Here is a 25,997-nt window from a genome sequence, read left to right as displayed (position 1 = left end):
GCTCAAGTCTTTCCTAAATAACTATTCAAGCCATTCAATGACATCTTCATATGCTTGACGAGTTTTGGCACGTTTCGGATCTTCTGCACGATAACCGAAAGCTACCATAACGGATGGTAAGAACTCATCTTCATTCATAATTCCTTCATCAGAAAGCAATTGTGTGACTTCTTTCATACTGAAACCTTCAATTGGACAAGAGTCTACACCTAAAAATGCGGCTACTGACATCATATTACCTAAGGCAATGTATGTTTGTTTACTTGCCCAGTCCCATAATGAACGTTCACTTTCATATAAATCCAAGCTATCATTTTGGAACATTTCATAACGTTTATTCATATCTTCTAATACATCATCTGGTACATTTTTTATTTTTTTCATAATATGTGTTAAATATTCTGTACCCGGACGTACGTTTTTACGCGCAAGTAAAATCACAAAGTGTGAGGCTGTATCTAATTGGCCTTGTGCACCCCAAGATACTTTTTTTAATTTTTGACGTAAGTCTTCATTTTGAACGACTAAAAAACACCATGGTTCCGCACCGATTGAGCTTGGTGAAAGACGCCCAGCTTCAATAATGGTATGGAAATCTTCCGCATTCACTTTTTTGTCTGGATTAAAACGTTTTGTCGCATGTCTAAAATTAAATGCTTGTAAAATTTGATCGCGTATTGCTTGTTGTTCCATTACTATTTTCGCTCCTCATCTTATGTAGTCACCTATAGTATAGTGAACCTACCAAGGAGTCTAAAGGAAAATGCTTGTGGTTACTGTTTTTGAAGTCTTTCAACAAATGCCACATATTCATCAGCATTTTCTGCGAGAGTCGCAAAATTATCGATGTCATCCGTTTGGTAAATCGCATGAATGCCAAAGAAATGGCCACCGATTAAATTAACAACACCTTTTAATGGATTACAAATTTCGTCAATCGTATACCCTATCGGTCCATCTTCTTTATAATGTGCTTTTGGTTGGCCGCATGAAATGGCTAATGCGAAATGTTTTCCTTTTAAAGCGTCACCGCCATCAAACGCAAAACCATGTGTATAGACTTCATCGAACCATTGCTGTAAAAGTGGCGGATAACTCATCCAAAACATGGGATATTGAAAGATAATATAATCATGTTTCTGTAATAACGCTTGCTCATGTTCAACATCAATGTTTCCATCTGGATAAGTTTGATACAAGTCATGTACCGTCACTAAATCAGAACGATCTTCTAATGTTTTCTTCCATACTTGATTAACGTCGCCTTCTTGAATATCAGGATGTGCAATAATTACTAATGTGGACATGATAATCCTTCCTTTCATTCAAAATAAAAATGAGATGTACCCCGAAGTCATCTCATTTTAAGTCGTACTATTTAGTTATTCCCCTTTGGTCTCCATCATTAACTTTGTGTAATAGAATAAGAATACAATGATCATACTGATAGACATTGATTTCAACAGACTATTCATCATTGTACCGATATCTGTCAGGTAAAACGTAATGGCTGAGTTAATGAAGAAAGCAATAAAAATGTATAGTAATCTTGTTATCATATCCCATCATCCCCTTTTGACTAGTTTACCCATAAAAGATACAAATTGCAATATGTATTTTGAATTTTGTGACAACTTATGTTTTTATAAATAAAAACACGCAACCTTTTTCAGGTTGCGTGTTTCTAGAATTTATCAATTTAACTTTTAATGAAATTTACATATTCATCAGGCAATTATGATTTAACTTGTGAGTCACCGAAGATTTTACGTTTGATTGCTTCACCTGTCGGTGTACCTGCTAAACCACCAAGACCAGTTTCACGTAATTCAGCTGGTAAGTTACGTCCAACTTTATCCATAGCTTCAATTACTTCATCTACTGGGATACGGCTTTCCACGCCAGCTAATGCTAAGTCAGCTGAGATTAATGCGTTACCTGAACCGATTGCGTTACGCATTACACATGGAATTTCTACTAAACCAGCAACTGGGTCACAAACTAGACCTAATAAGTTACTGATTGCGATAGCCATTGCTTGACCTGAAGCTTCTGGTTTACCGCCGAATGTTTCAACTGCAGCTGCTGCAGCAATAGCTGATGCTGAACCAACTTCAGCTTGGCAACCGCCTGTTGCGCCAGCAACACTTGCGTTGTTTGCTACAACACGGCCGAAGATAGCTGCTGTGAATAAGAAGTCCACCATTTGATCTTCAGTTAAGCCATGTGTTTTTTCTAATTTAAATAGTGTACCTGGAATTGTACCGGAGGAACCAGCTGTTGGAGTAGCACAAATGATACCCATTGCTGCGTTCACTTCGTTTGTCGCAACTGCACCCATAACGGCACTCATCATTTCATTACCTGAAAGCGCATGGTTGTTTTCGTTATAGTTTTTAATTTTAATTGCGTCTTGACCAGTATACCCTGTTACACTTTTAACGCCTTCGCCAGTTGTCCCTTTTTCAACTGCGTCGCGCATTACTTGTAAGTTTTGTCTCATTTGTTCACGGATTTCATCACGTGATTTCCCACTTAATTCTTTCTCTTCTTCAATCATAATTTCTGAGAATTTCATATCATGTTTATTCGCATAATCTATGATCTCTTTAATTGAATCAAACATACATTACACCTCTTTATTTTATATATGCAAAGTTTAAGTCGCTATATTTCTCTCTTAAATCGCTAAGTGCTTCTTCTGGTAAGGCTTTGTTTAAGTGTAAAGCCATTAAACAGCCATCTGGATTAATCGTTTTGATTTCTTCGTTGATGTCTGCACCGTGTTCGATTAAATCATTGATTAAATGGTTGATTGTCGCATTGTCAGTTGGTCCATCGATTTCTAATAATGGTAAGCCGTGGTTCATTAGAATACATTGACCATTGACGTTAATGCTTTTAATTTTAATAGTTCCGCCACCGATTGAGATTCCGTTCAATTCGATGTGACGATCACCTTGTTTTGCTTTAATTAATGCACAGTTAGGATGCTCTCCTAAACTTCTTCCTGTTTCTTCGATGAAACGAACATCGATACCATCGTTTTTAGCAATGTTTACTGCATTGCTGATACGTTCGTCGAAAGTGCTGAATCCTAGTAAGCCACCAACGATTGCAACGTCTGTACCGTGTCCTAAGTGTGTTTGTGCAAATGATTCATAATAATGAACTTCAATATCTTCAGGTTCTCCTTGAAGTACCATTCTTGCTGCGTTACCGATTTTTACTGCACCTGCAGTGTGTGAACTTGATGGTCCCATCATAACTGGACCTATTATATCAAATGCGCTTTGGTAATCATGTTTACGTGCCATAGCGTATTGTCATCTCCTTAATCTCTTTATAAGAAATGCTTAATTAATTTGCTTTTGACGGTTCTGCTTTGCCTTCAGGTAATTTGTCTGATAGTTTCTTGAAGTTGATTTTGCTCATAATCTTACCTAAAATCCAACCAAGGATAATTGCTGTCACGATAACAGCTGCGATAGTAATAAGTGATGGAATTGGTTTGTTAAATCCAAACAATACAATTGCACCAGCTATTGGTGTTGCCATTCCCGTTACATTAATAACTAAACCTGCAATCGTAACAATTGTCGCTGTAAACATACCGACTATGGCGTTTGCGCCGTAAAGTTGAATCGGATATTTTGCGATTGTATCGATTTGTGTTAAAGGTTCTACTGCAACTGCGAAGGCTTTACCTAAGCCGCCGATTTTAAGTGCTCTGAACATCATAAAGTTAACGAATGATGAACCTGTAGTTGTTAATGCACCGATAGCCATCGGAACACCTGTTAAACCAAGTAAACTTGTTAATACCATAGAACTTAATGGCGTCATACCTACCACCGGAATGATTAAGCCTAAAATAATTGCTAAAGCGTAAGGATTATTGTCACCAACTGCTGTAATCGCACCACCGATTTGTCTTAACACAGCCATTACTCCTGGTGAAATTAATCCGCCGATTCCGAATGCTAATGCCGGAGCGACTAAGATTACGACAATTAAGTCTAAGCCTTCTGGTACTTTTTTCTCGATCAATTTAATCAAGAAGCTCACTAAGTAAGCAGCGATAAATGCCGGTAATAATTTTTGATCATGTAAAACTAAACCAATGATAACTGCGAAGACTGGAGAGATTCCCAATTTCAAACCAGTTAAAATACCTACTGCAATACCACTTAAGCTTCCTGCTAAGTCTCCAATTCTTTGGAAGAATTCCAAGTGGAACACGCCACCGATCGCATAACTTAAGAATGCTTGCGGTAAAAATGTTGCACATGCTGCACCTGAAAGTGCTTGTAGCCCCTGTTTACCATAAGGAGCAAATTTTAAGAATAACGACATTGCTAGAAGGACTAGCAACAACGTCCCAGTTCCCAAAATAATATCCATGCCAAATGACCTCTTTTCCTACTATATATTTAATTTTCCTACCACCGACATCATACTACCTTTGATAAAGCGTTTTCAATACCTTTTGCAAACATTTTGTGAACAAATTGCGAATAATTTCACAAACTCTTTATCATGACTATTATTACTCTTTATTTTTAAATATAAAGAGTAATTATAATCATAACGTTTATAAAGTTGTCACAATTAGTTTAAACGATAGCAATTAATTTAAACACTTACCATTAATAAAAATAATCTTGTTAACCCTAAAACAACATTAAAAGACTCCCTTTAGACTTTTACTGTTATTTGTCTATACAAATTATTTTCCATTAGCAACTATAACACTTTAGTAAATAACTTTAAACCAACAAATTCGGGTGATTTTATCGGGTAAAAGCTAAAATGCTTGATACCGTAGGATTTTGAGCAATTTAATACCTAAAAAGTTCTAATATACTGAAAATTTACGAAGTTTATCCTTTTTTAAACTCAATTTTAAGTTAGCTTAATATTCCTATGCCATGCTTGAAGTGAAGAAATTGATGATAACGCCGAATCACTGCGGAAAGCAATACTATCCCATAAAGCCGTACACCAGAAATCTATCTCTCACATATCCGCATGTGTATATCAATTTTCTTCGTTGTCGTTTTGTCTGTTTCATCCGACAGTTTATACCTCATACTCATAACACCATGGATGACATGACACTTTCATTTTGAAATAGGAGTGTTGTTTTCATGCCTATGAAGTTAAGTAAAAAGAAAAGCTTGCTTCATGTTTCTACGCTAGCTTTAAGCGGTTTACTATTCTTTAATATGCCTGGAGTGATGAATGCTGCTGAAAGTCATGATTACGCAAATGAACAGTCCGCTGAATTATCCGCTTTGGTCGAAAATACTGATACTGCTCAAACAACTGAAACATTTATCCCTACATCGCATCCAACTGATGTGGCTCAAGCTGCTGATGTTGAACCCGATCCTTCCCTTGCAGAAAATGTTTCAAAGACAAATATCGCAGATGCAGAAAGAAATCGTAAAGAAGCAGATACTGAGTCCACAACCTCAAAAGCAACAGCAGGACAAACCTATGCGCATCAAGCATCAGCAACAACTTCAAAAAGTGAAGGTGCAGGCTCACACTATCAGGGTGAAACCGCATCATACGCTGACTTGCCAGAAACAGGACACGTTGACCATCCAGAATCGGGTGCTGTCATAGCCATTATTATGAGTATTGTTGTCTCTACTATTGCCCTTATTCACGTATGCAGACAAAATGCACGTTCAGTTGTCCCAAACCGAGATGACGTTTGATTGAAAAATCCCTAGTATATCATTTCTAAAATCCTTAAAAAAACAGACTTAGAAACCTGTCTTTTCTCCCTTTCTTTAAGACATTGTTTCTAAGCCTGTTTATTTTTTATTCATTTTTAGATGAGTGCACACTAGAGTCTCTGACATTTAACTGTGCCATTAACCAATCTGATTGAATTTGTTCACTTTCTCCTTCAAAAAATTGTTTTAAGCGTGCAAAAATTGATGCGCCGATAGTTTCAGCATGAATACCTACAGCGGTTAATGATGGATAATGTACTTTATTCCAACTATTCTCTTCTAATGTAACAATTGCAACATCTTCAGGCACTTTTAATTCCTTTGTTTTAAGTGCTTGTAAAATACCAGACAACATCGCATGATTCGAAGCAATCAATGCAGTTGGATGATTTGATTGCGCAAAGAGTTGCTGGACGGTGTCATAGCCGTATTTTTCTGTAGCTTGTAAACTTAAATCAGTATATTGATATGAAATTAGTCGTTCATCCATTTGTTGTTCAAAATCTTCTAATGCTGCTTTATATCCCATTCTTGTATCAGCTGTTGCACTGGAAGCAGGATTACCTAAAATTAAAGCGATTGATTGATGGTTTTGTTTCAATAAATGTTCAGCAGCTTGATAGGCTGTATCTTCATGATTTAACCCAATGTAAGGTATCTGTTCATCCTCAATTTGATTATCAATAATTACCATTGGAATGTCTCTCCAACGTTTTGAAATACGCATTTGTGCTGAAACTGGCGAAACAATAATACCATCTACTTGTTGTGATACAAACCAATCAATCAGTTCATCTTGACGTTGTACTTGTTCATTAGATGCCATCGCAATAATTCGAATAGACTCTGAACCTTGTTGATGCTCAATCGCATCAATGACAGAGGCATAGTAAGCATCGTGTCTCGGTATAATAAATGCGATTGTTTTAATACTTTCTCCGCGTAAAGATTGAATATATCGACTCGGTTCATAGCCTAACATTTCTAATGATTCCACTACACGTGCACGTGCTTGATCATTAGAAACATGCTTTTTATCTTCTAATATTTGATTGACCGTCGCAATCGACAAGCCAGAAATTCTCGCAATATCATGTAAGGTCGGTTGTGTTTTCTTCATTTTCTTTCAAACTCCTTGAATCAGTTGAATTGTTGTTTATTCTTGGTGTGCTTACTTATCAATGTTCTCCATAGATAATTCAAAATCTAACCAATTTACAATATCTGATAATAACATACCGCGATATGAACTTACATTTAATAACTCATGATCTAACCCGTCATAAATTCTTAATGATTTATGTGTGGTTTTAGCTTCTTTGAAGAATTGGATTGCATCATCAGAACTTACAATGCGGTCACTGCCACCATGCATAATCAACACTTTGTCTTCAAACTTCGAAAATTCGATATCCATATCTCGGACCGCTTCTCTAAATGCTTTGATTCTTTTATGTTTCTCAATATCCGCTTCTTCATCCTGATTTTCTATTTCTGCTGAATGATCTACGACATCATCACGAAAGACAGGTTGCCCCGTTGGAGACAAACCACCTGCAGAAATATAACCGTGCACTGCATTCGGATAACGTATACCAAACAATGTCGCTATTGTACCGCCTACACCATGGCCTAAAATAAATATTTTTCCTGTCAATTGTGCTTTAACATAATCTACAACAGCCTTTAAATCTTCTACGACGATATCTACATGTTCATAAAGATTTTTGTCACCAGGAGTTTTACCATGACCTCGTTGATCATAACGAATGACATTATAATCATATTCATTAAATGTTGAAGCCACACCATCATAGTCATCTAATTCTTCTGACAATCCTTGTACAATAATCAAATTAGCCATTGGCTGTTCACCTAACGTAATTTTACTGTAGAGATTCACACCATCAAAAGATGAAATATAATCAATATCTGACACAGATAAAAACCTCTCTTTCACTATATATCCTTATTTTCACTTACCCTATGCAGACTTGAAAATCACTTTTTCAATACAATAGCTCCATTCTCTTTTAGTTATTTACTTACTTGTTTATTCGTATTAAAATAATAGAGTTCTTTCATAGTTAATTTATTATATTGACTAAATTATAAAATACAGAAAGCAGATGACGCTATTGAACATCAGGACTACTCATATTAAAGATATGCTTCCTTATTTAATCATTATTATATTATTGCACTTGATAGGTGTTACTTGTTTATGGATGGGTGCACATACACACCCTATTTTATTCGGAATGGGTATCTTAGCATATACACTAGGTTTACGTCATGCATTTGATGCTGACCACATTGCAGCTATTGATAATACAGTTCGCAAACTGATGCAAGAAAAACAAAATCCGTCAGGTGTTGGCTTCTATTTTTCTATCGGCCATTCCAGCGTAGTTTTTATCATGGCACTTTTATTAGGTGTTTCAGTATCATGGGCACAGCGACAGATGCCCCTCTTTCAAGCTATTGGTGGAATCATCGGAACGATGGTTTCTGGTCTGTTTCTACTACTAATTGGTATTTTGAACTTAATTATCTTAGTGTCATTGATTCGTTTATTTATGCGTTTACGCTTTGAACAAGTTTCTGACGATGAACTGGATCAATTGTTAGCTTCTAGAGGGCTTATTCAACGATTTGTTGGTCCTTATTTTAAATTCATCAACAGAAGTTGGCACGTTTTACCATTAGGTTTCCTATTTGGATTAGGCTTTGATACTGCAAGTGAGATTGCTTTGCTTGCATTATCATCTGGGGCTGCTGAACAGTCATTGCCTTTTGCTGGCATTATCGCACTTCCATTATTATTTGCGGCAGGCATGAGTTTATTAGATACACTAGATGGCGCGCTCATGAAGTCTGCTTATCACTGGGCATTTCTAAAACCAGTTCGTAAAATTTATTACAATATTACCATTACCGCCATCTCCGTCATAGCTGCGTTGATAATCGGTACTGTAGAAATTCTACAAATGATTGGCGAACATTTTAAATTGCACAGTCCTTTTTGGGATGAAGTTGCATCAATTGAATTTAATCATTTAGGTTATCTGCTCGTTGGCGTATTCTTATTGTTTTGGTTAGTATCTGTGATTATTTGGAAACTTAATCACTTTGAAGAACAACAGTTGCGATAGTATTCAAAACTTTTCTTATCATAACAATTCCTTACCTTCATCTAAAATAAAGCAATCCTTACGTTTCACTTTAAAAATTAAGTAAATGTAAGGATTGCTTTTTAAAATACAAATTGAACTAATATCATATAAGCGATTGTACCACCCGCAATTGAAATCAACATATTACGTTTAATCACATGCAAGATAATAATCACTACAATCGCAATCAACTCTGGCAGCCCATGATTGCCAGTTAAGATAGGCGTTTTACGTAACGCATAAACGACTAAGAAACCAAATACTGCTGCAGGAAGTACAGCGCCTAAATATTGTACAAACTTTGGTGTTTCTTTATCTTTAGAAAAGATTAAAAACGGCAAGAAGCGTGTCAACATCGTTCCAATCACAACAACCGCAATCGTTAAAATTTGTTGGGTTAAGGTCATATTAAGCCACACCCTTTCTTGCGAAATATCCTCTGAGGATAGTCAATGTGAGCACAATTAAAATCATTGAAGGTAAGATGAATTGATTAGGTCCGAAGATGACCAAACAAACTATAGGGATAGCCAACCCAATTAATGAACTTACATGATTCTTTTCTTTCAACCAAGACTCTAAAAAGATTACAACGAAAAGAGCGACCATCACAAAATCTAAGCCTTTTGTATCAAACTTAATAAAGACACCGAACAGACTTCCGATTGTCGTACCGAAAAACCAATAAAATTGATTTAATAATGTGACATAGAACATAAATAAGGTCTTATCGACATTTTTAGGTACATTCGCCATATTATTAATTACGAATGTTTCATCACACATCCCAAAAATTAAGTATGGCTTATATTTTCCTGTCCCTTTAAATCGGTCCAACATGGAAATACCATAAAATAAGTGTCTGGAATTCAGCATAAGTGTCAATACGAAGACACTTAATGGATTAAATGGAACTAATAATAAACTTCCGGCCACAAATTCCATGGATCCTGCAAAAATCAACAAACTCATCAGCATCGCATAAATTGGTGGGAATCCTAATGAATGCATATAAATACCGTAAGCAATACCAATAAATGAAAACCCTGCGAAAATTGGAATTGTTTGAGGAAATGCTGCTTTTATAGCTTTTAAATGCGGATGTTCAGTCATGACTATCAATCCTCTTTCTATGTATATGAAAATCTTCGAAAAACATTCATTTTCCGAAGATTTAATGTAGCTTATAAAACTCTGAATGCATCAGGTACTGGTACTACTTTTTGTTCAACAATATTGTAGAACCCGCCATACTGCATACCTTGGCAATGTATTTGATTACCTGTACTGATTTCAAATTCAAACACCCATTTTAAACGACTGATTTTCGTTAACCAGCATTTGCCAACGGGTTTGTCGTGAATAGTAAGTGGTATCTTATAATCAATTTCGGTATGCATAAGTATAGGTGAAATATTTTGTTTCAACATTTCAGAAGGGGTTAGATGCTTATTTACAAATATTGTTCTTAAATCTTCAAACCAACGGACATAGACAATATTGCTGACGATACCCATCGCATCAATATCATAGCCGTTTACTTCAATTTCTGTTTCTGCTACTAATTTACGTTCGCTCAACACCGACAACTCCTATCTTTCTTTATATCATCAGTATAACAACCTTTTTATAAAGTTGATAAGTGTTATCTTAATTTACAATGAAGTTTCTGTATTGAATTCATGTTTCAGCAAAGCGTATCTATGAAAGTCTTCAAATTGTCCACGTTCAAATGACTCATCTTTATCCGTTCCAACAAAACGGAAGTTTGCACGTTCTGCGACTTTTTGACTGGCTTTGTTTTTAGTGTTGATGTGCAACGATAACTTATTTAAATCCAAAGTATTGAATGCGAAATCACAGATTTTATGTAGGCAACGGGCAATGATTCCTAAGCCATTATACTTACTCTGCAACCAATATCCTACAAAAGCTTTTTTATTTTCTAAATCAATTTGCTGTATATCAATAGTACCAACCACTTGGTCTCGATAGTAAATCACAAAAAGACGATGTTCACCTGCAGCCTGTTTCTTCAACATTAACTTAATGAAGTTGAGTTCATCTTCCACCGTTAATGTATGATCAATGAACGGTAAATACGTTGAAAGAAATGCTCTATCTTGTTCAATCACTTGAAATAAAGGTTCAGCCATGAATGTTTCAGGTTGTGCTAACTTTATGTCTTCATCTACTGGAAAATAAAAAAAGTCCACATGTATCGCCTGCTTTCGCTCTATGTATTTTTTCATGAATAACTAGAGTATAGTGGAGTTGACAGAATATTTCAATATCAATTCGATGTAAAAAAAGACGAGTAATGCAAAATGCACTACTCGTCGAAATTGAGTATTCAGTTCATTTCTTAAATATTATAAGAAACGTTTAGCTGCTACTGAAAGTGGTGGGATTTCATCAAAGTCTAATTTTTTATCTTCAGTAATAGATCTGTATGCCCATTTAGCATAGTTGATTGCTTCATCCGGTACGATTTTACCTGGAAGTGGTGCAGCATTCGCATCAACATGTACGTTTACGATTGTTGGTCTGTTTTCATTTAATGCAGCTTCAACAACAGTATCGATGTCTGCTGGATCTTCTAATGTGTAACCAGCACCGCCACATGCTTCAGCGAATTTAGCAACATCCATATCTGAGAAGTCGATTGCATATTCTAATTCACCAGCTGCTTGTTGTTCGTATTTGATGAACGCTAATTGTTTGTTGTTCAATACGAAGATAACCATTGGCATGTTATATTGAACAGCTGTTGCGAAGTCTTGCATTACCATTTGGAAACCACCGTCACCAGCGATACCGATAACTTGACGGTTAGGGAATGCTACGTTAGATGCAATTGCACCTGGTAACGCGCAACCCATTGTGCCTAACCAGCTTGAGATAATGAATTCGTTGCTTGGTTTAAGGTTTAGGTAACGTGTTGACCATACTGTTGAAGTACCAACATCAATTGAGAATACAGCGTCATTGTCTGCTTCTCTGTTGATAGCTTGCATCAAGTGTTCTGGACGGATTGGATAAGAATCATTGTTAAGGTCTTTTTCCATCCATTCTTTCCAAGTAGCCATGTTATCTAATGCTTCTTTTAAGAATTTACGGTTTTTAACTGGTTTAACAAGGTTTGTTAATTCAGTTAACGCGATTTTAGCGTCACCGATAATTCCAGCATTTACTTTGAAACGGTGACCGATTGCACTTGGATCAATGTCGATTTGAACGGCTTTGATATTTTTCTTAGGAAGGTAGTCAACATATGGATAGTTTGTACCTACCATGATTAATAAGTCAGCATTTTGCATTGCTTGATATGCAGGTTTTGTACCGATTTTACCGATGTTACCTAAGTTATATGGGTGGTCATCTGGAATGATTGTTTTAGCTGGTAAAGTGATGATTGTAGGGATTTGTGCTTTATTGATTAAAGCTTCTACTTCAGGTCCAGCATGTTTTGCACCAGTACCCATTAACATTACAGGTTTTTTAGCTTTATTAATTAATTTTGCAGCTTTTTTAATTTTAGCTGTGTTTGGTGCTGGGATTGTTGGGCGTTTTTTGTTTACAACTTTATTAGTTGTATCTTTAACTTTGTTAGTTAATAAGTTGTTAGGCAAGATTAAAGTTGCCACACCTTTTTTCTCGTAAGCTGTTTTAATAGCTTCGTTTACGATACCAAAGATATCGTCATCTTTTTCTGAGATTTGACGGTTGTATACTGAAACATCTTCACATAATGATAATAAGTTTGTTTCTTGGAAAGCTTTAGTACCAAGTACAGTACTATTAGATTGACCTACTAGCACTAATTGAGGAACGCCATCCATTTTAGCGTCATACATACCATTTAATAAGTGAATCGCACCTGGACCACCGATTGCTAATGATACGCCAATTTTACCAGTAAGTTTTGTGTAAGCTGAAGCTGCTAAGCTTCCTACTTCTTCATGACGAACATGATAGAATTTAATTTGTTCACTTACTGTACGTAAACTATCAACTACTGCGTCGATAGAGTCGCCCGGGATACCATATAAGTGATCAATATCCCATTGTAGTAAAGCTTCTACAAGTGCTTGATTTGCTTTAATTTTTGCCATTTTAAAAATAGCCCCTTTCTATTCATTAAAAAAGTAACTGTATTCAAACTACCCTTTAGTTAGTGTTTGATGCTGCGTTATGCAAAGTGTGTCTATATATTCTAATGCTAATAAAAAAGAATAATCAGGATTGGTAACAACACTGAACTGATGACTGCAGTCAGAATCATACCAATTGAACTGAATGCACCTGATTCTAAATCTAATTCTAAGGCTTTTGCTGTTCCGAACGCATGTGATGCATTTCCAAATGCAAGCCCTTTTGCAATGGAAGTTCTAAAGTTCCCCATACGCAACAGCAATGAGCCGAGCATACTGCCGATTAAGCCAGTGGTAATAATAAATAGTACTGTAATTGTATCTGCACCGCCCATTTGGTGAGATACTTGGATACCAACCGCTGCTGTGATGGAACGCGGTAATAATGTGACAATTTCTTCTTTATTGAAGCCTAAAATCTTCAACGACGAATAAACTAACACAAAATTGAGTAATACGCCAGTCAATACGCTTGTAAAAATAATATTGAAGTTTTCAAATATTTTATGGCGATTGATATAAAGCGGATAAGCTAAGCAAACAACCGTACAGCTCAGCAAGTAATTAATTAAATGGCCGCCTGCCATGTAAGAATTATAATTCTGACGGAACAACAATAACACGATTATAATTCCAATTGAAGCAACTAGGGCTGGATTTAAGAATGGACTAGGAAATCTCTTGTGCAGCTTCTTCGCTGCAAGATACATAACCACTGTCAGTACTATCATTATGATGTCTTTTAAAATAATCATGATGTGTGACTCCCCTTACCACCATGTTGTCTTCTCGCCATCTTCTCAGCAATTAACCCAGAGACGTAAGCGACAGCTATTGTTCCGAGAATGATGACGCCGAAGAACAAAATAAAGTTGAGGTGTATGTCACCTATGATATCCATTACACCAACGACGGAAGGGATAAAGAAAAACACCATCGTTGTTAGCAAGAAGTTGGAACCCGCTTCGACCCATTTGACAGGTATAATTTTAAATTGTAATAGTAGGAAAAAGAGTCCTAGGCCGACGATACTTCCAGCTAATGGAATATGCAAAAGGTGCTGAAGGGTGTTGCCTAAATACGTGATGCCCATAATCAAGATAATTTGGAAGATAATCTTTAAAACCTTCGATGTCATAAGCTAACACCTTTCCTTAAAAATAAGCGTATAAATGGTCATTTCCAAATCGATTCTGGTGTCTGAATCTAGTGTCCATCACTATTTATACACATTCTTTTGACTTACATTCCTTATTCTATGACAATTCTGTGTATAATAAAAATATCGATTTTAGATACTACCTATTACTTTTTTCTATGAAAGCGATAACATCGATTACTTTTCTTCCAAATACGAACTTTTGTTACCATCAATCTTGTTCCATAACGTATATACCCCTTTCTGACAGTCTTAACAATAAATTTAAAAGCACACAAAAACAGCTGTTCATTTTACCGAACAACTGTCTTGCTTTAGAAATGAAAGCATTGAAAATACCGTTAAATATAATTGTATGATCTGTGCAACCTCTTAAACATTCGCTTTATACCCCATTATGACATTCTAGTGAACTTTACTTATCTTGGTGACAATTCATCTTCAGTCATCCACATATGATTCTTAACCATCTTGCCATTATCTTTATCTTTATAGTCCACTGTATAAACTGTTGTTTTTTCTACTTTATCGATTGTTGCTTTCGCACCTTTCATACCCTTCATATGATTCGCTTTCAAAGTAACAGTGTCCCCTTTTTTGAAACCTTCTTTCGGTGCATTTTCTATTTCCTCATTCACGACCCATTTGTGATGAGAAACTTTTTTACCGCCATCAGTTGGTTGATAGCTGACTTCGTACACACATGTATTATAAGCGCCTTTAACTTTACCGTCAGCATTCATCATGCCTGGCATGTGGCCTTCTTTTAATCTAACATCATCCCCCTCATCAAACTGACTGTGACGTGCATGATGCATATGTTCAGGCATTTGACCATGATGATGCCCCATGTGATGTTCTCCCTCTTTTGAAGTCTGTTTATCTTGTGTTGTATTTTGAGCATTTTGACTTGAGGTTTGTGTGTCCTCTTGATCATTTGAACAAGCGGTAAGTATCAGAGACGACGTTAACATAACCATTCCGATTCTTTTTAACATACCTTTCACCCTTTCTTTACTCCCACATTTATCATATACCCCCTTTAGGTATATTACAATCTAATAAAAATAGGACGCCCTTATGCTGTCGCAAAAAGTGACATCCTTTGTCTAATTTTTTATATAGTTAATGATGATTTCATGTAATCAATATATTCTCTTGTCGCATAGTTGATATACTTTTCTTTTTTCCAAATCACACCTAGTTGCCATCTCATAGAAGCATCATTAATTTTCGCACTATGAATAGGCCCACGCAGCATTTTCACAATGTTTTCTGGTAGGATACTGACTCCTAATCCAGCTGTTAATAAGTTTTCGATAAAGTTCCATTGCGAAATTTTGGAAATAGTCTTAGGCACAAAACCAGAACGTTTAGCTGTTTCAATAATTTTATCGTTTAAATAGAAATCTTCATTAAACAATATAAAATCTTCATTTGCTAACTCATGCATTTCTACCATTTCACGTCCAGCGAATGGATGTGTTTCACTAACAACCAACAAAATATCCTCTGTATAAAGTGGAATAGATTCAAAGATAGCACTGTCTACAGGCAAAGTTGTAATGCCAATGTCAATTTCATTATTGATGATTTGAGATTCTAATGCCTTCCCGCCATTCTCTACCAAATTGTACGTAATATTTGGATACATTTGATGGAAATTACCTAGTGTATCAATGAATTTATTCATGTTCATAACAGCTGATAATCCAATACTGATATGACCCGCTTCAAGTCCCTTTAACTGATTCACTTCTTTAGGCAGGTTCTCAAACAAATTCATAATTTCCAATGATTTCTTATAGAAAATCTCTCCGCTGTCTGTCAAAGTTAAATGACGTTTACTACGATCAAATAACGCACTGCCCAGTTCGTTTTCTAAATCTTTGATTGCTTTGCTGATTGTGGGCTGTGCAATATAAAGTTCTTTAGAGGCATTTGTCATACCGCCATGTTGTACAACTGCAATAAAATATCCCATTTGTTTAATATCCATGTTTGTGCCCCTTCTCTTTTTACAATTTCTTTCTTTTCACATATACCACTATTTTATAATATCAACTGCTGAAGTGCTATATATCCAGAAAAACAGACCAGAGAACTTTTCAACTCTCGGTCTGCTTTCTTTTTATTTAATAATATCAATCAATTCTTTTTTAGCTGCTGCACGTGCTGGTATCCAACCGAATATAATACCAATTAAAGTTGATACACCCACTGCGAGTAAAACAGATCCTAAGCTTACAGCACTCTTGATATAATCAGGTGTGACTACATCGACAAGCGAAGCAATTCCGATCCCTAATAATAATCCGATAATGCCACCTATTAAACAAAGTACGACACTTTCAACTAAGAATTGTATCTCAATATCTCTTGCTTTAGCACCGAACGCGCGACGTATTGCGATTTCTTCTGAACGCTCCGCAACGGAAATGTACATCACATTCATCACACCAATACCTGCAATGAATAGAGATATACCTGCGACTGCTGCTACAAAGTACGTAATTCCATCAAATATTTTACTGATGCCTTTCATCATTTCTTCCATATCTGAATATTGATAACTACCTGCTGCTTGGCCGCTTCCTTTTTTCGATAACACCTTTGCGACACGTTCACCTACTTCTTTTTTGTTATGACCATCTTCGATCTTAACTTCTAACTGTGCAAAATCTTGCGTTAGATTGGGTAAATAATGTTCAAGCGTTTGTGTTGGCATATGTACGACATTATTTTCAAAGCCATCACCCGTGGTTATACCGACAATCTTAAATCCTTGTCCATTAATAAATAGTGATTGTCCAACTGCTTTTTTAGGTTTATCAAATAAATCCTCAGCTAATTTCTTATCAATGGTTACAACTTTGTTTTCAATCGCATTATCACCTTGATTAAAACCGTGACCTTCATCTACATTGCTAAATTGGTCCTTCACGTAAATATTTGCATTGCCATTTTTACGTGAATTCGTCACTTTAGCTGTAAATGCTTGATCTTTATCTTTTTTAATCTGTGCTTTTTCTACTCCTTTTTCTCTTTCCGCTAATTGAATATCACTAGGTGCAAAAGGCTCTGTTTTTATATCAGCATCCGTAGACTGCATAAAGCTAATAAGCGCAGCATCTTTAGACGCACCTGAATCTGAAAACTGTTCATTTGCGGTCTTTTTGAATCCATTTCCTAAAGCCATGATAGTAATCACAGCCGCAATACCAATAATAATCCCAATCATCGTGAAGATATTACGCCGCTTATTTTTCATGATTGAACGTAGTGAAACAATGAGTATATTAGATAATCGACTCATTTTATCACCTCTTCTTCCTGAATGCGCCCATCCAAGATGTGGAAGATGCGATCTGCTTTTTCAGCTACTGCTCTATCATGTGTCACCATAATCATCGTTGTCTCTTGTTCTTGATTCAGACGTATAAATAATTCCATTATATCTTCTGAAGTTTTTGAGTCGAGTGCACCCGTAGGTTCATCTGCGATAATAAACTTTGGTTGATTCACTATGGAACGCGCAATTGCCACCCGTTGTTGTTGACCGCCAGATAATTTATTTGGCACAAAATTTTCTTTATCGTAGAGCCCGACATTATGCAGTGTATTTAAAACACGCTGCTTTCGTTCTTGACTTCCGATACCTGCATAAACTAAAGGAATACTTACATTTTCTAGCACTGTGTTATTTTGTATCAATTTAAAATTTTGAAAGACAAAACCTACAACTTGGTTTCTAATTTCAGCTAATTGATTATCCGAACTCTTTTTATAATTGTTGTTATTAAATAAGTATTCGCCCTCATAGCCTCTATCAATGAAACCTATGATATTAATCAACGTACTTTTACCTGAACCAGAAGGTCCCATAATTGCGATAAACTCGCCCTTTTTTATTTCCAGGGAAATATCCTTTAAGATATGATTCACTTTATCTCCATTTTTAAAAGAACGATTGATGTTTTCTAACTTAATCATTCTTTCACCTCAATCTTATCTCCCTCTTTTAGAGATGATTTAGGATTTTGAACTAAACGTTCTCCTTCTTTCAATCCTGACTTAACGTAAATAGAACCCTCTTTCTTTTCTACTTTGATTTTACGTTTTTCAATTTTATTTTCTTTATTTAGAACATAAATTGTATTATCTTTGTCCAATACATTTTGAGGAATTTTAATTTTGTCAGTAGCGACAGAAGCATCTAGTGATAAACCTGCACGTACTGGAGAAGATAAATGACCAATAAGCACTTTATATTTCGAAGCATCGTTTGAACTGTCTTTACCTGATACATCATTCATAACAGGATTCGAAGCTTGTCCTGCTCCTTCTTCTTCAGAAGCACCTGCAGCAGAAGCACCACTCATCGCATTTTCATTCAGACTGTCTTCATAACTTGTTGGAAGTTCAGATATCTTTATAACTTCACCTGTCCCTTTGTCACCTGTGCTGTTGACCTTATATTCAATTTTTTGTCCTTCTTTAATTTTATTCAAATCATATTCAGTTACTGTTGTTTTGATTTGCGGATCTTTTGAAATTAATTGAAGAATCGTTTCACCTTCATTAGGATAATCCTCTTGCATAATTTCTATCTTTCCTGGGAAAGCCGCAAATAAGCTATCGTTAATTTGTTGATCAAATTGATTTAATGATTGATTCGCTTTATTTAAGTTTGCTTGTGCTTCTGATAGTTGTTCGTTGGCTTGCTCATCATTTGGTGCACGATTGACACTTTCTTGCGCTTTTTGTCTTGCACGTTCTGATTGGTTCACTTTATCAAGTAAGCTTTGACGTTGATTCTGGCTCGTATCATAGCTGATAATTTGTTGACCTTTTTCAACATCTTGACCATTTGAAACAGTGGTATTGATATATGTACCGATAGTTGAATTATTTTGGTAAGACTTCACTGTTTCCGGAGAAGCTTTACCTTGCATAGTTAGCGGACTTTCTTTTTTAGCTTTATAGACACTATATGTATTTTCCTTATTTGATGTGCCTCCAGCATTTTTAACAATGATTGCGATAATAAATAATAGTAGAATTGCCGCAATGATTAAAATTATCCATGTCATTTTCTTTTTCACACTAATTCTCTCTCCTAACGATTAATTTTAAACTCACAATTGCATAATATCACAACTTAAAAATAAATGAATACCTTTACATTAATAAAGTTAGATATTTATAACCTTTAAAGTTGTCTACTAATTTAAGCAACGTTCATTAACAATGAAATCAAATGATTAAAACATCAATAAAAATTTTTATCATTTTTAGAAAAACCATTTATTAAAATTAATGACTATGATACGCTCTTAATAAATCTTACATAAGGAGTAGCATATGGAAAATTCTAACTTACTGCTAGGGGATTCCTTTAGCAAATTCAGAGAATGTCCAAAATGGATACTTAATTTAATTATTTGGATTGTCGTAGTTATTGGTTCACTATGGTTGACTTTCGCTTTTAGTGATTGGACAGAACTCATGAAACAAACCAACCCAAATATGAATCAAGCACAAGTTGAACAAGCTAGATCGTTTATGGGACCAGTCACTGTTATTGGAGGCCTCTTCTCACAACTTTTCTATTTACTTATCGCATTTTTAATCGTTTGGGCAATTGCGCGTATTTTCAAATCTAATGTGAAAAAGAAAAGCATTTTTGCGGGAACATTATTTGCGCTGTTAATCAGCTCATTAGTAGCACTGATTGTCTTAGTGATTCAAGTGATTGTTGGTTTAGATATTGTGAAAATTTCGATCACAAGCTTGAATATATTTGACCCAGGTAATAAAGTACTTAGCGTATTTAACTTACAGACTTTACTTTCTGGTTATTTATTGAGTGTTTTACTGTATAAAACTTGTAAGTTATCAGGAAAAGTTTCTATTATTTTTGGTGTTGCATTAGTCATTATTTCAATCGGATTCGGATTGCTTGGCGCATCCATTCAATAATATAGCTAATGAACAAGAGGGAATGAACATGTGTGTCATTCCCTCTTATTTATATATTTATGATTCGTTTTTCTATTCAAAAAAGCTTAAACTATTAACAAGTCATTTGTAGTGACTTATTCAAGCAGAAAGTAGTGATTCTAATAGATACGCAAACACATACCATACAAACACCTGATAATTTCCAACTTCATATACGTACGCACCTTTCACAACAACCGAAAGGTATCATCATCTATTATCATGGTGGTGGTTTAATTGCGGGTTCACCTCACGATTTATCTGATGAAGCAATTCAAATACTGACACAACATTTTCATTTAGTGGAAGCACCCTATCGGTTAGCACCCGAATCCAATATCGGCACTATTTTAAATGATGCTTTTTTAGTATTTGATAACATCAATAAAATATATCCTGATTTGCCACTCTTTACTTTCGGACGATCTTCCGGTGGTTATTTAGCTTTGCAAATCGCATCTCAACGTACTGTTAAAGGTGTCATTGATTTTTATGGTTATGCAAAAGTGGACTTGCCTGAATTCAAATTACCGCACAGTGAATTCCAAAAGAAAACGGCCCATCTGAACTCAGCTATGATTGATATGATGATTCAATCACAACCGATTACAGAAGGACCGATTCAGTTTCGTTATCCACTCTATTTATATACAAGAGGCATCGGACAGTGGTATGAATTTGTCGGTATTCAAGATGCTGAAAAAACTGAATTAAATTTAAGTGCACGTGCTTTAAAACAATTGCCTCCCGTTTTTATTGCGCATGCTTCAAGAGATATTGATGTTCCTTTTAGTGAAAGCGAACGGTTGAAACAATATATTCCTAATTCCACATTAATTACACTCGATAGTGATGAACACGATTTTGATCGTTCGTTTAATAGTAATATTAAAACAGTATACCAACAAGCAGAGCAATTCTTACACCAATGTTTAGAAATTTAAGTCGTAAATTGATTTAAGTCATGATGTTCACATTCTAATAAATAACGCTTCCTATCTAATCCGCCACCATATCCAGTCAGTTTGTTATGGTGGCCTACCACACGGTGGCAAGGGATAATAATAGAAATTGGATTACTGCCTACTGCTCCACCAACTGCTTGTGCAGACATTTTTTTCTTACCTCTTAACTGTGCAATTTTACGTGCTATATCTCCATACGTTACTAATTCACCGTAAGGAATTTTAACAAGCTCATTCCATACCTGTTCTCTGAATTCAGTACCAGAAGCATGATACTTAAAATTAATTTCTGGATTTTCCCCTTTAAAATAACGATCTAACCAATCCCTGACTTGGTTAAAAACTGGCACTGAGGTTAATGCCACTTTATCTATATTTGGATCTTCTTTATTAATTTGTCTTTCGTAATAAATACCTGTCAATACATTATCTTCGCTTACAAGCGTTAATGTTCCTATTGGAGATTGATAATCACTCATTTTCGTCATTAAATCACCTTTTCTTCTTTTTATTTATTTAAACGCTGCAAATTCAATAATTTCTTTTAATTCCTATTACTTTCATTATGTATAAAAAAAGAACACACCTCAAATGAGATGTGTTCCAAAAATCATTGATGGCGTTGAGAAGTTAACTGTGTACTCACCGTTTTCTAGGCCAGTGAATTCATATTTACCGTCAGCGCCTGTTACTGTTGTTTCAGTCGTGCCGTCTGGTTTTGTTAACGTTACAGTTACGCCTTCGATTCCTACTTCGTTAGAGTTTTGGATGCCGTCTTTGTTGCTGTCTTCCCATACATAGTCACCTAAGTTGTATGTCGCAGCTACAGGTTTATAGAAACCAGAGTCGATTGTTAAGTTATCCGCACCATTAATTGTTACAGGTACAACTAAACCATTTGAGTCTACAGTGCTATCTGTTCCAGCATTTTGTGTAGTCGGAACATAGCCTTCTGGTGTACTAAATTCTACTGTATAATCTCCGTTATTTAAATCTGAGAATAAGTAGTTCCCATATCGGTCTGTTACTGCTGTATTGATAATGTTACCGTTAGCATCTTTAAGAGTAACTAACACGTTTGAAATTGGTGTTTCTCCACTATCTTGAATACCATTTTGGTTAGTATCTTCCCATACATAGTCACCTAGTCTATAAGTTTCAAGTGTTCCGTCTCCAGTACCTGAACTATTTTCAATTACAAAGCTGTTATCAAAGAAATAGCTTGCTGTGTAACCAGATTGATCTGTTGCATAGAGAGTCGCTCTAGTTGTTAAATTTGAACTATAAGTCGGATCGAATTGTGAATCCATAACTACTACATACGGATTATCAATCGCACCGAAATTAATAATCATATCACCATTTGCATTTGTATAAATACTTCCGTTATTTTGGAAACTTTGTGCTAAGTCTTGGTAACCTGCAGCTTCAAAATCATAGCTATCAGGTAATTGACTTGGGTCTGGAACTTCATAAATATGGAAAGTTGTATAGTCAAAGCCAATTAGCGCATTACTGTTACCGTCTTTTGGAGCCATAACTAGAGCTGCACTGCTTAAGTTTAAATCAGTTGGGTTGACATAAACCACTTCAGTAAAATCGTTAGTTGTATTTGTCGCATCAACATTTGTAATCATTGAATCAACGTATGCCGGATAAACCCCATGTTCGTGTGAATCATATGCATATGTGATTTGTGTATTAAATGTTTCACCAGCTAAGTTATAAGTTAATGGGTATGTTCCATAATCTTTCGCTGTATTACGATCCGCAAACTGCGCTAAACTAAAGCTCCCTGATACATCTTCTTTATCATTAACCCAGTCAGTAAAGGTATAAGTTAAAGTTTTAGTAGTTGTGTCGTAAACACCGTTTGCAACTACATATCCTGATGGTGATAATAACTCAGTTGTGAATTGATTGTTAGTATTTGTATAATCTAGTTCCCCATCCATATTTGCATATGTTGGCATTTGTACAGTGAAATAGTCTCCACCTTGCACTGTTCCATTAACAGTATAATCTGCATTCAATCGGAAATTACCACTTTGGTTAGGGTCAATCTGTTCTGTTGAGATTGTAGGATTTGAAATAGTAACTAAATCATTTACATTCGTGCCTGTTGCTGCTGCTAATGTTGTGAATGTTGTTGGTGATGCTGACATTAAACTGAATGAACGTGACATTGGTGTTGTTTCAGCTGTCGTTTGAATTGTGTTTGCATCTTTATTATCAGAAGATTGTTGCAATAATTTGTATGTTGCTAGTTCAGGTGAATCAGCACTTGTAACACCAGCTTGTGCAGCTAAATCACTTGATTGTAAAGATGTATCTTGAGTAGTACCTGCATCTGTAGTTGTATTTGAATCAGCAGCTGCAATGACTTGTTGAGTCGGTTCAGTAGATGAGACAGTATTTTGTTCAGCACTTGGTTCAACTGTTGACTTATCAACCGTTTGGTCAGTAGAACCTTGAGTAGTTACAGGTTCTTCAGCTGTTTGAGCAGAAGTCGTATTTGAAGTGCTTGATGTATCTGCTGATTTTTCTTGTGTTGTACTGCTTGGTTCTTGTGCAGCAGTTGTAGGTGCATCTACTTTATCTGAAGTTGATGATTGTGATGATGTATCAGAAGTTGATTTTTCTTGTGTTGTAGAAGTTGTTGTATCAGCCGACTCTGGTGCTGATTGTGATGATGTATCTTTTGTTGTCGATGATGTATCTGTTGAAGATGCAGTTTGGGAAGAAGTTTCTTGTTGTGGAGCATCTGACGCAGTTGTTGTATTTGTATCATTAGTAGTTGTTGTATTTTGTTCTGGTGTTACAGTTTCACCAGTTGTAGGTGCATCTGTAGTTTTTGTATCAGTTTGTGGTGTTGTTGATTCAACAGGTTGGTCAACCGATTGGTCAGTTGATTGATCTGTTGTGTTTGTTTGTGTTTCTTGTGTCGGTGCAGTCTCTTGAGTTGGTGCAGCATCTTCTGTTGGTTGTGATGCTGGATCACTAGTCGAACTACCTGACGTTTGGTTACCAGTAGAATCAGTTGTTCCTTCTGCAGCTCTTGCTTCGTTACCAATTCCGAACAATAAAGTTGCTCCAACGATAATAGAAGCTGTTCCTACAGTGAAACGACGGATCGAATATTTATTTTGACGCCTTGCGTCAAAGCCTCGCGAATGTGAATTATTTCTCATATTAAGATATAACCCCTTTCCAAAAATTAAAAAATTTCCCTTGTCCAATTGTTACGTATATTGTTTACCACTTACCTAAGTTTTCAAAAAACTAGTATAAATAGATAGTATCACAGTTCCAAACAACTTTGTATTACTATTGATTTATTTTTCGTAAATTTTATGGAACAACGCATTTCAACAACAAAAACTTAACTGCATGAAATTTTTTGATTAAATGTATAATTATGTTAACGAAAAATCATCTGTAAGTTGGTCGAATCCACACGATGCAATTGAACTCAATTTATTTCGTTTTTATAAATTATCACTCTGATTAGAGTTAATTTACTCTACAGTTTCCAAAATAATCTCAATAATAAAGCGTTTACAAATTTAATAACCCCTTAATATTTGTCACAATTTAGACACATTTAGATGATTTCTTTTGTATTTTTTGATTTAAATGTCCTAACTTTAACAATTTAAATATTGTAAAACATCCCTTTCACATAAAAATCTTCACTTGCATATCCTCCCGCACAAATGTAAACTTAAATCATTAATAAGTTTACATATTGAATTTCACTATAAAGGAGATCTCGATTATGCAAATTGCACAAGATATTTTAAACGGTAAATCACTCACTAAAGAAGAAGCCTATAATTTATATACAGATGAATCTATTGATACGATGACATTATTAGATGAGGCTTATGCTATTCGAAAACATTATTACGGAAAGAAAGTAAAACTGAATATGATTTTAAATGCGAAAAGTGGTATCTGTCCTGAAGATTGTGGGTACTGTGGTCAATCAAGGGATATGAAAAGAAAAGACCGTTATGCTTTGATTCCTGAAAATGACATTGTGGCTGGCGCAAATGCTGCTGCTGAACATCAAATAGGTACATACTGTATTGTGATGAGCGGTCGTGGTCCTAGTGATAAAGAAGTTGACCATATCACTTCATCAGTGAAACAAATCAAACAAACGCATCCTGAATTAAAAGTTTGTGCATGTTTAGGCATCGCAAATGATGATCAAGCACAACGTTTAAAAGATGCAGGTGTTGATCGTTACAACCATAACTTAAATACAAGTGAAAATTATCATGATACTGTGGTCACAACCCATTCCTATGAACAACGTGTGAATACTGTAGAAATTATGAAAGCACATCATATATCACCTTGCTCTGGCGTTATCTGCGGCATGGGTGAAACAGATCAAGATAGAATTGATATGGCCTTTGCCTTAAAAGAAATTGATGCAGACAGTATTCCTATTAATTTCTTACATCCTATTCAAGGCACAAAGTTCGGAGAGATGGACGAACTTACACCTATGAAATGTTTACGAATCATTGCTTTATTCCGTTTGGTTAATCCAACTAAAGAAATTAGAATTGCAGGCGGACGTGAAATCAACTTACAATCACTCCAACCTTTAGCATTACTAGCAGCTAACTCAATTTTTGTAGGTGATTACTTAATTACAGGTGGTCAGCCGAATGAAATGGATTATCGCATGATTCAAGACTTAGGTTTTGAAATTGATCACAGTAATTTACCTGAAGATACTGCCGAACAAATCACACAGAAATTAGAAGCATAAT

27 protein-coding genes are annotated in these 25,997 nt (G+C 35.5%); 5 read left to right on the top strand and 22 right to left on the bottom strand.

The features are described from left to right. Positions 1 to 21: 21 nt before the first annotated feature. The 6 genes from HMPREF2603_RS00540 to HMPREF2603_RS00520 form a co-directional block, all read right to left on the bottom strand. A complete protein-coding gene (locus HMPREF2603_RS00540; protein WP_060803581.1) occupies positions 22 to 693 on the bottom strand; it encodes an NAD(P)H-dependent oxidoreductase in 672 nt (223 codons plus the stop codon). Between the two features lie 80 nt (positions 694 to 773). Next, positions 774 to 1,307, bottom strand: coding sequence for an NAD(P)H-dependent oxidoreductase (locus tag HMPREF2603_RS00535; protein ID WP_002479813.1), 534 nt, complete (start codon positions 1,305 to 1,307; stop codon positions 774 to 776). A gap of 75 nt (positions 1,308 to 1,382) precedes the next feature. Next, positions 1,383 to 1,559, bottom strand: coding sequence for a hypothetical protein (locus tag HMPREF2603_RS13305; RefSeq protein ID WP_002479814.1), 177 nt, complete (start codon positions 1,557 to 1,559; stop codon positions 1,383 to 1,385). A gap of 176 nt (positions 1,560 to 1,735) precedes the next feature. Further along, the gene (gene sdaAA, locus HMPREF2603_RS00530; protein ID WP_002479815.1) at positions 1,736 to 2,626 is read right to left on the bottom strand and encodes an L-serine ammonia-lyase, iron-sulfur-dependent, subunit alpha; all 891 of its coding nucleotides are present in this window, start codon (positions 2,624 to 2,626) and stop codon (positions 1,736 to 1,738) included. Between the two features lie 13 nt (positions 2,627 to 2,639). Beyond that, positions 2,640 to 3,317, bottom strand: coding sequence for an L-serine ammonia-lyase, iron-sulfur-dependent subunit beta (sdaAB, locus tag HMPREF2603_RS00525; protein ID WP_002479816.1), 678 nt, complete (start codon positions 3,315 to 3,317; stop codon positions 2,640 to 2,642). A 43-nt stretch (positions 3,318 to 3,360) separates the two neighbouring features. Further along, positions 3,361 to 4,404 (bottom strand): PTS sugar transporter subunit IIC, encoded by a 1,044-nt coding sequence (locus HMPREF2603_RS00520; protein ID WP_002479817.1) that lies wholly within the window; start codon positions 4,402 to 4,404, stop codon positions 3,361 to 3,363. 746 nt (positions 4,405 to 5,150) lie between these two features. Between HMPREF2603_RS00520 and HMPREF2603_RS00515 the strand changes: the two genes are divergently transcribed. Then, positions 5,151 to 5,729 carry a hypothetical protein gene (locus HMPREF2603_RS00515; RefSeq protein ID WP_060803580.1) on the top strand — a complete coding sequence of 193 codons (579 nt, stop codon included), beginning with the start codon at positions 5,151 to 5,153 and terminating at the stop codon, positions 5,727 to 5,729. A 106-nt stretch (positions 5,730 to 5,835) separates the two neighbouring features. On the opposite strand, the gene HMPREF2603_RS00510 is transcribed toward HMPREF2603_RS00515, so the two are convergent. Continuing rightward, positions 5,836 to 6,870 (bottom strand): LacI family DNA-binding transcriptional regulator, encoded by a 1,035-nt coding sequence (locus HMPREF2603_RS00510; RefSeq protein WP_060803579.1) that lies wholly within the window; start codon positions 6,868 to 6,870, stop codon positions 5,836 to 5,838. 51 nt (positions 6,871 to 6,921) lie between these two features. After that, entirely contained in the window at positions 6,922 to 7,689 is a 768-nt protein-coding gene (locus HMPREF2603_RS00505; protein WP_002479820.1) for an alpha/beta hydrolase, read from the bottom strand. A 169-nt stretch (positions 7,690 to 7,858) separates the two neighbouring features. Here HMPREF2603_RS00505 and HMPREF2603_RS00500 point away from each other — a divergent pair, with 169 nt between their 5' ends. Next, positions 7,859 to 8,905 carry a HoxN/HupN/NixA family nickel/cobalt transporter gene (locus HMPREF2603_RS00500; protein ID WP_082709448.1) on the top strand — a complete coding sequence of 349 codons (1,047 nt, stop codon included), beginning with the start codon at positions 7,859 to 7,861 and terminating at the stop codon, positions 8,903 to 8,905. A 101-nt stretch (positions 8,906 to 9,006) separates the two neighbouring features. Here HMPREF2603_RS00500 and HMPREF2603_RS00495 read toward each other — a convergent pair whose 3' ends face one another. From HMPREF2603_RS00495 to HMPREF2603_RS00440, 12 genes are all read right to left on the bottom strand, one after another. Next, positions 9,007 to 9,333, bottom strand: a complete 327-nt coding sequence (locus HMPREF2603_RS00495) for a branched-chain amino acid transporter permease (RefSeq protein ID WP_057510001.1) — start codon at positions 9,331 to 9,333, stop codon at positions 9,007 to 9,009. A gap of 1 nt (position 9,334) precedes the next feature. After that, positions 9,335 to 10,039: an AzlC family ABC transporter permease gene (locus HMPREF2603_RS00490; protein WP_060803577.1), complete on the bottom strand. Its 705-nt coding sequence runs from the start codon at positions 10,037 to 10,039 to the stop codon at positions 9,335 to 9,337. A gap of 71 nt (positions 10,040 to 10,110) precedes the next feature. Further along, complete coding sequence (locus HMPREF2603_RS00485) at positions 10,111 to 10,509, bottom strand: acyl-CoA thioesterase (protein WP_037557637.1); 399 nt, start codon at positions 10,507 to 10,509, stop codon at positions 10,111 to 10,113. Between the two features lie 72 nt (positions 10,510 to 10,581). After that, complete coding sequence (locus HMPREF2603_RS00480; RefSeq protein ID WP_002479825.1) at positions 10,582 to 11,142, bottom strand: GNAT family N-acetyltransferase; 561 nt, start codon at positions 11,140 to 11,142, stop codon at positions 10,582 to 10,584. A gap of 156 nt (positions 11,143 to 11,298) precedes the next feature. Continuing rightward, positions 11,299 to 13,041: a pyruvate oxidase gene (locus HMPREF2603_RS00475; RefSeq protein WP_002479826.1), complete on the bottom strand. Its 1,743-nt coding sequence runs from the start codon at positions 13,039 to 13,041 to the stop codon at positions 11,299 to 11,301. A gap of 107 nt (positions 13,042 to 13,148) precedes the next feature. Continuing rightward, positions 13,149 to 13,835, bottom strand: a complete 687-nt coding sequence (locus HMPREF2603_RS00470; RefSeq protein WP_002479827.1) for an LrgB family protein — start codon at positions 13,833 to 13,835, stop codon at positions 13,149 to 13,151. Further along, entirely contained in the window at positions 13,832 to 14,218 is a 387-nt protein-coding gene (locus tag HMPREF2603_RS00465) for a CidA/LrgA family protein (RefSeq protein WP_002479828.1), read from the bottom strand. Before HMPREF2603_RS00465 ends, HMPREF2603_RS00470 begins: the two co-directional genes overlap by 4 nt. A gap of 440 nt (positions 14,219 to 14,658) precedes the next feature. Then, the gene (locus tag HMPREF2603_RS00460; RefSeq protein ID WP_060803683.1) at positions 14,659 to 15,237 is read right to left on the bottom strand and encodes a YdhK family protein; all 579 of its coding nucleotides are present in this window, start codon (positions 15,235 to 15,237) and stop codon (positions 14,659 to 14,661) included. Positions 15,238 to 15,356: 119 nt separating this feature from the next. Then, complete coding sequence (gene cidR, locus HMPREF2603_RS00455; RefSeq protein WP_002479830.1) at positions 15,357 to 16,238, bottom strand: cidABC operon transcriptional activator CidR; 882 nt, start codon at positions 16,236 to 16,238, stop codon at positions 15,357 to 15,359. 132 nt (positions 16,239 to 16,370) lie between these two features. Then, positions 16,371 to 17,555: an ABC transporter permease gene (locus tag HMPREF2603_RS00450; protein WP_057510005.1), complete on the bottom strand. Its 1,185-nt coding sequence runs from the start codon at positions 17,553 to 17,555 to the stop codon at positions 16,371 to 16,373. Continuing rightward, the gene (locus tag HMPREF2603_RS00445; RefSeq protein ID WP_002479832.1) at positions 17,552 to 18,232 is read right to left on the bottom strand and encodes an ABC transporter ATP-binding protein; all 681 of its coding nucleotides are present in this window, start codon (positions 18,230 to 18,232) and stop codon (positions 17,552 to 17,554) included. The genes HMPREF2603_RS00450 and HMPREF2603_RS00445 overlap by 4 nt, the downstream gene beginning before the upstream one ends. Further along, positions 18,229 to 19,344, bottom strand: coding sequence for an efflux RND transporter periplasmic adaptor subunit (locus HMPREF2603_RS00440; RefSeq protein WP_060803576.1), 1,116 nt, complete (start codon positions 19,342 to 19,344; stop codon positions 18,229 to 18,231). Before HMPREF2603_RS00440 ends, HMPREF2603_RS00445 begins: the two co-directional genes overlap by 4 nt. A 259-nt stretch (positions 19,345 to 19,603) precedes the next feature. Between HMPREF2603_RS00440 and HMPREF2603_RS00435 the strand changes: the two genes are divergently transcribed. Further along, entirely contained in the window at positions 19,604 to 20,221 is a 618-nt protein-coding gene (locus HMPREF2603_RS00435; RefSeq protein ID WP_070501861.1) for a YIP1 family protein, read from the top strand. A gap of 134 nt (positions 20,222 to 20,355) precedes the next feature. After that, on the top strand, positions 20,356 to 21,186 hold the full coding sequence (locus tag HMPREF2603_RS00430; protein ID WP_060803575.1) for an alpha/beta hydrolase: 831 nt from the start codon (positions 20,356 to 20,358) through the stop codon (positions 21,184 to 21,186). On the opposite strand, the gene HMPREF2603_RS00425 is transcribed toward HMPREF2603_RS00430, so the two are convergent. Further along, on the bottom strand, positions 21,183 to 21,695 hold the full coding sequence (locus tag HMPREF2603_RS00425; protein WP_060803574.1) for a methylated-DNA--[protein]-cysteine S-methyltransferase: 513 nt from the start codon (positions 21,693 to 21,695) through the stop codon (positions 21,183 to 21,185). The two genes, HMPREF2603_RS00430 and HMPREF2603_RS00425, sit on opposite strands and share 4 nt — an antisense overlap. Positions 21,696 to 21,794: 99 nt before the next feature. Beyond that, on the bottom strand, positions 21,795 to 24,398 hold the full coding sequence (locus HMPREF2603_RS00420) for an SdrD B-like domain-containing protein (protein ID WP_060803573.1): 2,604 nt from the start codon (positions 24,396 to 24,398) through the stop codon (positions 21,795 to 21,797). Positions 24,399 to 24,985: 587 nt separating this feature from the next. Here HMPREF2603_RS00420 and bioB point away from each other — a divergent pair. After that, entirely contained in the window at positions 24,986 to 25,996 is a 1,011-nt protein-coding gene (gene bioB / locus HMPREF2603_RS00415) for a biotin synthase BioB (protein ID WP_002479840.1), read from the top strand. Position 25,997: the final 1 nt, after the last annotated feature.

This window comes from Staphylococcus sp. HMSC055C03, from assembly GCF_001809385.1.
Lineage (GTDB): Bacteria > Bacillota > Bacilli > Staphylococcales > Staphylococcaceae > Staphylococcus > Staphylococcus simulans.
This window is presented reverse-complemented; position numbering and strand designations above follow the sequence as displayed.